At 71.7% G+C, this 11552-nt stretch carries 10 protein-coding genes; 4 read left to right on the plus strand and 6 right to left on the minus strand.

Annotation, left to right across the window (positions count from 1 at the left end; genetic code table 11):
- Positions 1–10 precede the first annotated feature (10 nt).
- Positions 11–967: a helix-turn-helix transcriptional regulator gene (locus ACFYV5_RS27945; RefSeq protein WP_389172903.1), complete on the plus strand. Its 957-nt coding sequence runs from the start codon at positions 11–13 to the stop codon at positions 965–967.
- Between the two features lie 73 nt (positions 968–1040).
- On the opposite strand, the gene ACFYV5_RS27950 is transcribed toward ACFYV5_RS27945, so the two are convergent.
- The gene (locus ACFYV5_RS27950) at positions 1041–2042 is read right to left on the minus strand and encodes a sigma-70 family RNA polymerase sigma factor (protein WP_355113566.1); all 1002 of its coding nucleotides are present in this window, start codon (positions 2040–2042) and stop codon (positions 1041–1043) included.
- Between the two features lie 351 nt (positions 2043–2393).
- The gene (locus ACFYV5_RS27955) at positions 2394–3182 is read right to left on the minus strand and encodes a dioxygenase (protein ID WP_389172905.1); all 789 of its coding nucleotides are present in this window, start codon (positions 3180–3182) and stop codon (positions 2394–2396) included.
- Positions 3183–3284: 102 nt separating this feature from the next.
- On the opposite strand from ACFYV5_RS27955, the gene ACFYV5_RS27960 reads away from it, so the two are divergent.
- Positions 3285–3788 (plus strand): MarR family winged helix-turn-helix transcriptional regulator, encoded by a 504-nt coding sequence (locus ACFYV5_RS27960; RefSeq protein ID WP_389172907.1) that lies wholly within the window; start codon positions 3285–3287, stop codon positions 3786–3788.
- A gap of 64 nt (positions 3789–3852) precedes the next feature.
- Here ACFYV5_RS27960 and ACFYV5_RS27965 read toward each other — a convergent pair whose 3' ends face one another.
- Positions 3853–5382 (minus strand): MFS transporter, encoded by a 1530-nt coding sequence (locus tag ACFYV5_RS27965; RefSeq protein WP_389172909.1) that lies wholly within the window; start codon positions 5380–5382, stop codon positions 3853–3855.
- 76 nt (positions 5383–5458) lie between these two features.
- Complete coding sequence (locus tag ACFYV5_RS27970) at positions 5459–6136, minus strand: TetR/AcrR family transcriptional regulator (protein ID WP_389172911.1); 678 nt, start codon at positions 6134–6136, stop codon at positions 5459–5461.
- Positions 6137–6384: 248 nt separating this feature from the next.
- Between ACFYV5_RS27970 and ACFYV5_RS27975 the strand changes: the two genes are divergently transcribed.
- Positions 6385–7656, plus strand: a complete 1272-nt coding sequence (locus ACFYV5_RS27975; protein ID WP_389172913.1) for a M6 family metalloprotease domain-containing protein — start codon at positions 6385–6387, stop codon at positions 7654–7656.
- Here the strand turns inward: ACFYV5_RS27975 and ACFYV5_RS27980 are convergent.
- Together ACFYV5_RS27980 and ACFYV5_RS27985 are read right to left on the minus strand one after the other, a co-directional pair.
- Positions 7643–9307 (minus strand): class I adenylate-forming enzyme family protein, encoded by a 1665-nt coding sequence (locus tag ACFYV5_RS27980; protein ID WP_389172915.1) that lies wholly within the window; start codon positions 9305–9307, stop codon positions 7643–7645. The genes ACFYV5_RS27975 and ACFYV5_RS27980 overlap by 14 nt on opposite strands.
- Before the next feature lie 85 nt (positions 9308–9392).
- The gene (locus tag ACFYV5_RS27985) at positions 9393–10595 is read right to left on the minus strand and encodes an IS701 family transposase (protein ID WP_389172917.1); all 1203 of its coding nucleotides are present in this window, start codon (positions 10593–10595) and stop codon (positions 9393–9395) included.
- Between the two features lie 177 nt (positions 10596–10772).
- Here ACFYV5_RS27985 and ACFYV5_RS27990 point away from each other — a divergent pair, with 177 nt between their 5' ends.
- Complete coding sequence (locus ACFYV5_RS27990; protein ID WP_389172919.1) at positions 10773–11396, plus strand: TetR family transcriptional regulator; 624 nt, start codon at positions 10773–10775, stop codon at positions 11394–11396.
- Positions 11397–11552 lie beyond the last annotated feature (156 nt).

Raw genomic sequence — 11552 nt, forward strand, 5'->3', positions numbered from 1 at the left:
CCTGGGACGCATGACGGATACTCCGGCACGACTTCTGAATCTGCTGTCGCTGCTCCAGACGCCGCGCGAGTGGCCGGGCAGCGAGCTGGCCGACCGGCTCGAGGTCTCCGCCCGCACGATCCGGCGGGACATCGACCGGCTGCGGGAACTCGGCTACCCGGTCGAGGCGACGAAGGGCGCGGTGGGCGGGTACCGCCTGGTCGCCGGTACGGCGATGCCACCACTGCTCCTCGACGACGAGGAGGCGGTCGCGATCGCGGTGGGGCTGCGGGCGGGGGCCGGGCATGCGATCGAGGGCGTCGAGGAAGCGTCGGTACGGGCCCTGGCGAAGCTGGAGCAGGTACTGCCGTCGCGGCTGCGCCACCGGGTCTCCACGCTGCAGAACGCGACGATCCCGCTGACGCGCGGGGACGGGGCGACCGTCGCGCCGTCGACCCTGACGGCGCTCGCGGGGGCGGTCACGGGGCACGAGCGGCTGCGCTTCGGCTACCGGGCGGGGGACGGCACGGAATCGCGACGCCAGGTGGAGCCGTACCGGCTCGTGTCGACGGGGCGGCGGTGGTACCTGGTGGCGTACGACCTGGAGCGCGAGGACTGGCGTACGTTCCGGGTGGACCGGGTGTCCGACCCCTTCGCGACGGGCGCGAGGTTCACTCCGCGGGAGCTGCCGGAGGGCGGCGCGGCCGAGTACATGATGCGCTCGATGTCCCGCGCCCAGCCCGAACTCGAGCTCGATGTGACGTTCGGGGCCCCGGCGGAATTCGTGGCGTCCCGCCTCCCCGCCCACCTTGCCCCGACGGCGACGGGTCCGACCAGCTGCCGCCTGCGCACCTCCACGGCGGACTCGACGGAATGGCTGGCCCTCCGCCTGGCCCTGGTCGACGCCCCCTTCACCATCCACGGCCCTTCGTCCCTGCTGACGTACGTGACCGCCCTGGCCACCCGCCTGACGGCCTCCACCGCATGAGCCAGGGCCACTGCGCCGCGGAGCGGCGCAGTGGCCGGGTCCGCAGGGGCAAGGCACCCGTCCGCCGGGCGCCTTAGGCCACCGCGTCGAAGCCCGTGTCCCGGGCCATCTTCTTCAGTTCCAGCAGCGCGTGCTTCTCGATCTGGCGGATCCTCTCCCGCGTCAGGCCGTGTTCCTTGCCGACCTCCGTCAGCGTCCGCTCCCGGCCGTCCTCGATCCCGTACCGCATCCGAATGATCGACGCCGTGCGGTGGTCGAGCTTGTCGATGAGGTCGTCCAGCTCCTCGCTGCGCAGCAGCGTGAGCACCGACTGCTCCGGCGACACCGCCGAGGTGTCCTCCAGCAGGTCACCGAACTGCGTCTCGCCCTCGTCGTCCACCGGCATGTTCAGCGAGACCGGGTCCCTGGCCCAGTCCATGACGTCCACGACCCGCTCGGGGGTGGAGCCCAGCTCCGTCGCGATCTCCGCCGGCTCCGGATCCCGGCCGTTCTCCCGGTTGAACTCGCGCTGCACGCGCCGGATCCGCCCGAGCTCCTCCACCAGGTGGACGGGGAGCCGGATCGTGCGCGACTGGTCGGCTATGGACCGCGTGATGGCCTGGCGGATCCACCACGTGGCGTACGTCGAGAACTTGAAGCCCTTCGCGTAGTCGAACTTCTCGACCGCGCGCACCAGGCCCGCGTTCCCCTCCTGGATCAGGTCGAGCAGCGGCAGTCCGCTGCGCGGATAGCGTCGCGCGACCGCGACGACGAGTCGCAGGTTGGACTTGATGAAGAGGTCCTTGGCACGCTCGCCCGCGGCGACCAGCGCTTCGAGCTCCTCGCGGGACGCACCCGCCCCCTCGCTCTCGACCTCTTTGTCCAGGATCTGCCGGGCGTACACGCCCGCCTCGATCGTCTGGGAGAGCTCGACCTCCTTGGCGGCGTCGAGCAGGGGGGTGCGCGCGATCTCGTCGAGGTACATGCCGACCAGGTCGCGGTCGGCGATCTCCCCGCCCACGGCGCGAACGCTGCTGGCCCGCGTGCTGCTACCGCCGGTGGCGGACGAACGACGGGCGACGGCACGGGTTGCCATGCGTGCTCCCTTGCTGAGTAGGTCGCGACACCCTTTCGGGTGCCCTGCATCCGACGGAAACAACGACTGGAATCAGGACAGAATTCCCACGCGGCTCATCGATTTTCGCGATCATGCAGTACCCTGTCCCGCCACCGAGCGGGATACATGGCCCCTGAACCCACGGAGACGCAGGTCAGGCCGGGCCCGGAGGGTGACCTGGCGGCGCTCACGGCGGCGAGACCGCGATGACCCTCGACAGCGAGCCCTTCCGTCCCACAAGACGTCCCGCATCGCCTCCCGGTTGCTCACGATGTCCGGTAAGCAACGAAAAACCGCTCGATGCCCTGCGCGTACCCCGGCACCGCCCCTTTAGCCGAACTGGACCGAGCGCTTCGCCAGCCCCATCCAGAACCCCTCGATCACACTCCGCCCGCCCGCCAGGTCACCCGCCGCGTCCGCCGCGCCCAGCGTGACGAACAGGGGCGCGAAGTGCTCCGTGCGCGGATGGGCGAGCCGGCCCGCCGGGGACTTGTGCACGAAGTCGAGGAGCGCGTCGACGTCCTCGGCCTCCAGGGCATGGCGCCCCCAGTCGTCGAACTCCGCCGACCAGCCCGGCACCCCCGGCCCCGTATGCCGCAGCGCGGCCAGGTTGTGGGTGAAGAACCCGCTGCCGACGATCAGTACGCCCTCGTCCCGCAACGGCGCGAGCCTGCGTCCGATGTCCATCAGCTTCCGCGGGTCGAGCGTGGGCATGGAGATCTGGAGCACGGGGATGTCGGCGGCCGGAAACATCTCCACGAGCGGCACGTACGCACCATGGTCGAGCCCGCGATCGGGGATGTCCTGCACCGGCGTACCGGGTCCGTGCAGCAGCTTGCGGACGGACGCGGCGAGTTCGGGTGCTCCGGGGGCCGCGTACCGCACCCGGTAGTAGTGCTCGGGGAAGCCCCAGAAGTCGTGGACGAGGGGGACCGTCTCGATCGCTCCGAGCGCGAGCGGGGCCTCCTCCCAGTGGGCGGAGACCATCAGGATCGCCTTCGGGCGGGGCAGTCCCGCCGACCAGGCGGCGAGTTCGCCGGGCCAGACCGGGTCGTCGGCGAGCGGCGGGGCGCCGTGCGAGAGATAGAGGGCGGGCATCCGTTCCAGTGCGGCGTCCATGACGGCCACCTCCCGGGATCCTTTAAGTTTCAAGCTCACCTGACATGACGAGCTTAAGCCCGATCTAGTTCAACTTTCAAGGATAGGCCGTAGGATAGATACATGACCATGGCACCCAATGACGCGCCCCGCTGGCTCACCGACGAGGAGCAGCACGTCTGGCGTGCGTACCTGCACGCCACCACCCTCCTCGAGGACCATCTCGACCGCCAGCTGCAACGCGACGCCGGGATGCCGCACATCTACTACGGCCTGCTCGTCCAGCTCTCCCAGGCGCCCCGCCGCCGGCTGCGGATGACGGAACTCGCCAAGGCCGTCAAGATCACCCGATCCCGGCTCTCCCACGCCGTCGCACGGCTGGAGAAGAACGGCTGGGTGCTCCGCGAGGACTGTCCCTCCGACAAGCGCGGACAGTTCGCGTACCTCACGGACGAGGGGTTCCAGGTGCTGGAGCGGGCGGCACCCGGCCATGTCGCCGCCGTGCGGCAGGCGATGTTCGACCGGCTCAGCCCGCACCAGGTGGAACAGCTCGGCGAGATCATGAAGGTGATGGCGGAGGGCCTGCAGCCGACGGACCCGAAAGCGGACCTGCCCTGGCTCCGCTGAGCCGGAGCTCGAGCGGAACCAGGGCAGGAAAGGCCGTACGCCGCAGCCGTACGAGGGCTAGGGGTCAGTGCACGATGACGGGGATCTTCACCTCGTCCTCGGCCCCCTCGCCCAGCCCCGACCTCGACCCGGACCCGGACGCGGCCACCGCGCCGGCCCCCGGCTTCCCGGTCGTGATGAAGGTGGCGGCGATCACGGCCGAGACGACCAGGATGCCGACGGCCCACCAGATGGCGGCCGCGTAGCCCTCCACCATGCCCTGGAGCTGGATCAGCTTCTGGGCGGCGGGGGTGGTGGCGCCGGCCGCGTGGTCGGCGACGAACGCGGTCGTGGCCGAGGCGGCGATCGTGTTCAGCAGCGCCGTACCGATGGCACCGCCGACCTGCTGCGAGGTGTTGACCATCGCGGAGGCCACACCGGCGTCCTGCGGGTCGACGCCGTGCGTGGCGAGTGACATGGCCGGCATGAAGGCCGTACCCATGCCGAGGCCGAGCAGCAGCTGGGCGGGGAGGATCAGACCGGCGTACGAGGTGCCGATCTCCAGCTGGGTGAGGAGCAGCATGCCGACGGCCGCGGTCAGGAAGCCCGGAGCCATCAGCAGGCGCGGGGGAACCCGCGTCATCAGCCGCGTACCGATCTGGGTCGAGCCGACGATCATGCCCGCGATCATCGGGAGGAACGCGAAGCCCGTCTTGACCGGCGAGTACCCCTTCACGATCTGGAGGTAGTACGTCAGGAACAGGAACAGACCGAACATCGAGATGACGGCCAGACCCAGCGAGAGGTACACACCGCCACGATTGCGCTCGGTCAGGACACGCAGCGGCAGCAGCGGGGACTTCACCCTCGCCTCGGTGAGGACGAAGGCGGCGAGGAGCACGACGGAGCCGACGAACATGCCGATCGTCGTCGCGTCCGACCAGCCCTCGGACTCGGCGCGGGTGAAGCCGTAGACCAGCGCGACCAGGCCGAGGGTGGACAGCACCACGCCCGGGATGTCGAGCGGCGAGCGGTTGCGCCCGCCGGCCGGCTCACGGATGACGAAGTACGCGCCCGCGGCCGCGACGATCGCGAAGGGGATGTTGACGAAGAAGGTCCAGCGCCAGTCCAGGTACTCGGTGAGGAAGCCGCCGAGGATCAGACCGACGGCGCCACCGCCACCGGCGATCGCACCGTAGATGCCGAACGCCTTGGCGCGCTCCTTGGTATCGGTGAACATCACCGCGAGCAGGGAGAGCGCGGCGGGCGCGAGCAGCGCGCCGAACGCGCCCTGGAGCGCGCGGGCGCCGAGCATCATCGCCTCGCCGGTCGCTGCCCCGCCGAGCGCGGAGGCGGCGGCGAAGCCGATCAGGCCGACGACGAAGGTGCGCTTACGGCCCCACAGGTCGGCGATGCGGCCGCCGAAGAGCAGCAGACCGCCGAACGCCAGGGCGTAGGCGGTGATGACCCACTGCCGGTTGCCGTCCGAGATCCCCAGGTCCTGCTGGGCGGAGGGCAGCGCGATGTTCACGATCGTCGCGTCGAGCACGACCATCAGCTGGGCGAGGGCGATGAAGACCAGCGCTTTCCAGCGCCGGGGATCTGTTTCGGGCATGGGTGTAGCCACCTCTTGGTGCGTTAAGGAAAAAAACGGGACGTACGTACCGGGGTATCGGGGTTACGGAGCCGAGTTACCGGGCTCGCAGGGCCTCCAGAGTGGCGGCCGAGCCGGGCAGTACGGAGCGCGCGGGCGCTTCGAGACCGTCCAGGAACAGCTGCAGATGGCGGTGGACGAAGCGGTCCATGTTCAGGCAGGCGGTGCCCGGGAGCGGGCGGGTCAGCTGGGAGACGGCCACCAACAGGTCCCCGACGCCGACGTCGGCACGGAGCCTGCCCGACCGGTGCGCGCGATCGACGAGCCCCTGTACGGCGGCCTCCAACCGCTTGCGTTCGGCGAGCAGTTCGGGCTGGTCCACCTCGAAGGTGCCGTCGATCATCGGGCAGAGGGCGCCGATCCGTTCGTCGGCGGCGCCGTGCGTGAAACGGCGCAGCGCGTCGAAGGCGTCGGACGTCCCGTCGTCCACGGCCGCGGCCGCCTCGTCCGCCAGGTCCGTGGTGCGGGACGTGACGGAGAGGACGACCTCGTGGATGAGGTCGTTGCGCTCGGGGAAGTTGCGGTAGAGCGTGGCGTTGCCGACCCCGGCGCGGCGCGCGATCTCGTCGAGCGGCACCTGCGGGCCGAACTCGACGAACATCTCGCGGGCCGCCGTCACGATCCGCTCGCGGTTGCGCAGGGCATCGGCCCGCGGGCGCGGCCCGCGACGGGCGGGCGCGGTACCGGCTTCGACGCCGATCGCTTCGGTGGTCACGCCACGGCCTCCCTCTGATGGTGGTGAGTGATCCGGGGACCGAGTCCCCACTTCCTCGAACACAGGCGTAAACGGGGAGGGACTCCCCGGTTATTTCCCGGCCTCCTTGTGACCTGCGTCACCACACCGGCCTCTCGCGGAATACCCACGATCGGGCCAACCCGGCGCGCGCCCCCGCACCTCTCGTCACAGGCTGATCGAACAGCAGCGCTGACCAGCTGACCGAAGCCGACCAGAGAGGCGACCGGATGCAGCAGACCCGCCGGCGGATACGCAGACCCGTCGTCCTCGCCGCGGTGGCAGCCCTCGGGCTCGCCGCACTGGCCTCGGCCAGCACGAGCCTCCCCGGCCCGTCCCCGGCCTCGGCGGGCCCCGTGGCCGCCGCATCCGGGGAGGCACCGCTCGGGCCGTGCCGGATCGTGTCGACGATGGGTGTGCAGATGTCGGAGGGGATGCCGACCGCGCCCGGCTACGCCCGCTCCACGGGCCGGATCAAGGCCCTCAATCTGATGGTCGACTTCCCGGACGCACCCGGGGACGGCACGGCGCTCAGCCGCTTCGACGAGTTCTTCCCGAAGACCTCGGACTGGTTCCGCACCAGCTCGTACGGGCGCCTGCAGTACCACCCCGAGGTCCCCATACCCGACTGGCTGCGCATGCCGCGGCCGTTCTCCTCGTACGGGATAGAGCGCGGTTCACCGTACGAACCGGGCTACCGGGGGCTCGTCGAGGACATCGTGAAGGCCGCCGACCCCACGGTGGACTTCAGCGCGTACGACCTGGTCAACATCCTGGTCACCCCGAACGCCGGGCCCTCGGCCCTGGACACCGTCCTGTCGGTCACCTTCTCCGGCAACGACGACGCGCCGTACGCGGACGGCGTCCCGCTCTCCAACACGTCCTTCGTCTACAGCCGCCAGGACGACGGCTCGGGGTCGTACGCCGAGACCGGCTACCGCGTCCTGCCGCACGAGAACGGCCATGTCTTCGGCCTGCCCGACCTCTACACCGTGGACGGCGGCGGCACGGTCGGGCACTGGGACATCATGTCCGAGGACTGGGGGGCCAACAACGACCTGCTCGGCTGGCACAAGTGGAAGCTGGGCTGGCTCGACAACGAGCAGGTCGGCTGCGCGTCCAAGCCGGGGACGCACGAGTACACGCTGACGCCGCTGGCGACCGCCGGCGGCCCGAAGCTCGCCTTCGTACCGCTCTCCGAGACCTCCGGGTACGCGGTCGAGGTCCGCACCCGCGACGGCAACGACGAGGCCGTCTGCGAGCCGGGCGTCCTGGTCTACCGGGTCGCGTCGGACGTCGACACCGGGCACGGCCCGGTGACCGTGGCGGACAGCGACAAGGACAGCGGCGGCTGCACGCGCCGCCCGAACGTCCACGCGGAGCTGTCGGACGCTCCGTACCGCCCGGGAGAGACCTTCATGGACCGGGCGAACGGCATCCGGATCACGGTGATGGACGAGCAGACCGGCAGCCGCTACCGCGTCCGCGTCACGCGCTCCTGACCGCTTTCCCGGCACCCTGACACCTGTCCCCGATCTCCTCCCTGAGCCGGCGCTTGAGCACCTTCCCGGTCGCGTTCCGAGGCAGTTCGGCATCCCGTACGAGGACGTGGGCGGGCACCTTGAAGGCGGCGAGACGGGCGCCGACGTGGCCGCGCAGCTCCTCGACGGTCGCCGTCGCGCCCGCCCGCAGCCGTACGACGGCGGCGACCTCCTCCCCCAGGGTGGGATGCGGTACGCCGAGGACGGCGGCGTCGAGCACGGCGGGGTGGTCGTGGAGGACGTTCTCGACCTCGACGCAGTACACGTTCTCGCCGCCGCGGATCACCATGTCCTTGAGCCGGTCGACGAGGGTGACGCGCCCGTCGTGGAGCCGGGCGAGGTCCCCGGTGCGGAACCACCCGTCCTCGCCGAAGGCCGCCCTCGTCGCCTCCTCGTCGTTCCAGTACCCGCGGACGAGGGACTGCCCCCGCAGCCACAGCTCCCCGACACCGTCCGCGTCGGGCCGGTGGACGCGGACCTCGGTGGCGGGCGTGGGCCGGCCGACGCTCCGCGGATCGGCGCGGTACTCGGCCCCGAAGTTCGCGAACACGCCCCCGCAGGTCTCGGTGAGCCCATAGCCGTTGCGGGGCTCGACGCGCTCCCCGTACGCGGCGGTGAGGCGGGCCACGATCTCGGGCGGGGCGGCGGCGCCCCCGGTGTTGAGCATGACGAGGCTCTCCAGCGGATCGCCGGTCTCCTCCGCCCGGTCGAGCAGCTGCAGGGCGGTCGTCGGCACGCCGGCGTAGTGCGTGACGCGGTGGCGCCGGATCAGCTCCAGGGCCTTGCCCGCGTCCCACTTCCGCAGGAGGACGAGGGCCCCGCCGGCGGCCATGACCGAGTAGAACGACGTGAACGCCGCCACGTGGAAGAAGGGGAACGTGGTGAGCGAGACGGGCGCGGGCCCCTGCCCGGGCACCATCCCCCGCCCGAGGGCGGAGGCGGCGGCGTAGTACCGCGGATTCATCGCGGCCCCGGCCTGCGCAAGGTGCGTGGCGACCGCGCCCCTGGGCCGGCCGGTGGTGCCGGAGGTGTAGATGATGGTGGCGTCGTGCTCGGGCAGGACGTCGACGGCCGGCGGCCCGAGGAGCGGGTCCGTGTCCCGTACGTACTCCTGGAAGCCTTCCCGCGCCTCCCCCTGGAAGACGATGCCGGGCACGTCGTGCTTCCGCGCCCACTCCTGGACCCTCTCGACCCGCTCGCCGTCGACGAGAAGGATCCGGGGCGTGCAGTCGTCGAGGGCGTACGCGAACTCCTCCTCGGTCCACCAGGCGTTCAGGGGCACGGCGACGAGCCCGGCGAGCTGGGCGGCCCAGAAGGCGATCTGCCACTCGGGGTGGTTCCGCATCGCGACGACGGCCCGGTCCCCCGGCCGCAGCCCGTACCCGTCGACGAACCGCCGGGCGAGCCCGCACGCGGCGTCGAAGAACTCCCGGTAGGTCAGCTGCCCACCCTCGGAGATCAGGAACACCCGGTCCCCGTACGCCCAGGTGACCTCCACGAACTCGCGCAGCGTGCGGGGCCCGTCGACATACACCCCGTCCTCGACGGCGAAGGAGCCCCCGACACCGGCCAGCCGGGCACGGACGCCCTCGGGCGTCTCTCCTCCGACCACGTCCACCCTCTCCCAGCGCTCGCTCGGCCCAGCGGGGACGCGGTGCGGCCCCACCGCTATGGTCCACCCCGCCCGCCGACGCGGGTCAGGCGGCCCTGGTGGTGTGGGCCGGGGCGCCGGAGAGCCGCTGGTAGGCGTAGGCCGCCGACACCAGCGTCATGTGGCGGTGCCAGCCGGGGAACGAGCGGCCCTCGAAGTCCTGGATGCCGTGGTGTTCCCCCATGGCGGCGACCGTGTCGACCGCGCCCTGGAGCAGCTGCGTCAGCGCGAGCAGTTCCTCCATGCGGTGCTGGACGAGGTTGGTGAGCCAGATGCGGCCGGGTCGCCGACGGTGGGGCTCCCACTCCGCGAAGAGCCGGCCCGCGGCGACCGTACGGGTCCCGTCGGGTCGCAGGACGGGGGTCCTGGTGGGCACCGACACCACCTGGGCGCGCCGCGGACGGCCGTCCGGGCCGACCACGGTCGTGATGTGCGGATGCCGGACTCCGCCGCGCAGCAGCCTCTGCCGGGCCGTCTCCACCGCGGGGCGGCCGACCGCTACCGCCCCCGCCGAGCGGACGGGCGACGGGTCGGGCAGCAGCTGGAGGTCGTCGGCGACGGCGAGGACGAAGCCGTGCCCGCCGCCGTTCAGCCGTTCGACGACCGGGCGCGCGTCGGGGGTGGAGCCGACGTCGGCGACCACCGGAGCGGCCGCGACCGACGAATGCGCCGCCAGCGCGTCCACCAGACCCACGGTGTGGGCCCAGTGGGGCCGGAACGGCACCGCGTCCGGCACGCGCGCCCTGCGTCGCGCCTCCGGGTCCTTCGTCCACCGCTCCGGCAGGTGCAGCCGCCACCCGACGGGCAGGTGCTCACCGCCTCCGGAGAGGAACAGACCGACACTGAGCTGGCAGTTGATGGTGCGGTCGAGTTCGGGGACGAACCGCCGGTGCACCCCGACCGAGTGGCTCCCCCGCTTGGGCAGCACCGCCGGGACGACGGTCCACGCCTGCGGGGTGAAGCGGCCGTCGATCCAGCGGACGAGCTCCTGCCGGGTCGCGTTCCAGTCCCACGGGCTGGCGCTGACGAACTGCTGGAGCGACTGCGAGGCGGTGGCGGACGTGGTGACCGTCTCCGCCATGCGGCGTACCGACTTCCTCCCCTCCGTCGCCAGCAGTCCCCGCAGATAGACCTCGGCCCACTTCATCTGGTCCGTACGCGGCAGCTGCGCGAACAACTCCTGGCTGAACGCCGAGATCGACGCGCGGTCCCCCACCGGTCCACGGCCGATCACTCCTGTCGCGGCCATTGCCGACACCCCCTTCGTGTCCTCCACTCCGACTCCCGACCCTCAGAAGCATAGAGAACGTTCTCTTTTATTTCTCGGATCCGCTCCTACTTCCTGTAGTCGGGGCCCCGGCGAGCGCCTCGCGCCGTCAGGATGCTCCCCGGGGGTATCCCCGCATGCCGGCACAGAAAGAGCCAGATGATGCAGGAGCGCGCCGCCCGTACACGCAGCGCATTGATCCAGGCGGCGGCCCGGGAGTTCGAGCACCGCGGGTTCACAGGCGCGTCGCTCTCCCGGATCAGCGCGAGCGCCCATACGTCGATGGGTGGGCTGACCTTCCACTTCCGTACGAAGGAGGCGCTGGCCGACGCCGTCTGCTCGGCCTGCTGGACGAGCACGGCACGTCATGTGGCCCAGGCGCTGACGAGCCCCGAGCCGCCGATGGCGGCCCTGGGGGGCTTCGTGACGGCGCTGCTGCGGCTCGTGGAGACCAGCGTGGAGGCTCGCGCCGCGGCCCGGCTGCGGCGCGAGCGGCCCGCCTCCGGCACCACCGGCCGCCCCGAGGCTCACGCGTGGGCACCGGCCCTGAGGGTGCTGCTCGCCCGCGCGCACGCGGCCGGGGACCTGCGGGCGGGCGTCGCGACCGACGTGGCCGAGGCGCTCGTCGTCCGGCTGATCGACGGCACCGAGCTCTCCGCCCGCGGCCGCCACAGGTGGTCGGGTACGGGTGCAGGTACGGACGCCGGCCCTCATGAAGCGTCGGCCGAGCAGGTGTGGGACCTGTTGCGGACCGCGATCGCCGGGCCGGGAGCCGGCGCCTGACACCGCAAAGCGGTCGGGGGGGGGGGGGGGGGGGGCCCCCCCCCCCCCCCCCCCCCCGGGGCCCGCCCCCCCGCCCCCCCCGGGGGGGGGGGCGGTGGAATAAACCCCCCATTAGGGGGGGGGAAAGGTGGAAGTTTAACGCCCCCCCCCCAACAA

Source organism: Streptomyces sp. NPDC003035 (genome assembly GCF_042888285.1).
Taxonomy (GTDB): Bacteria; Actinomycetota; Actinomycetes; order Streptomycetales; family Streptomycetaceae; genus Streptomyces.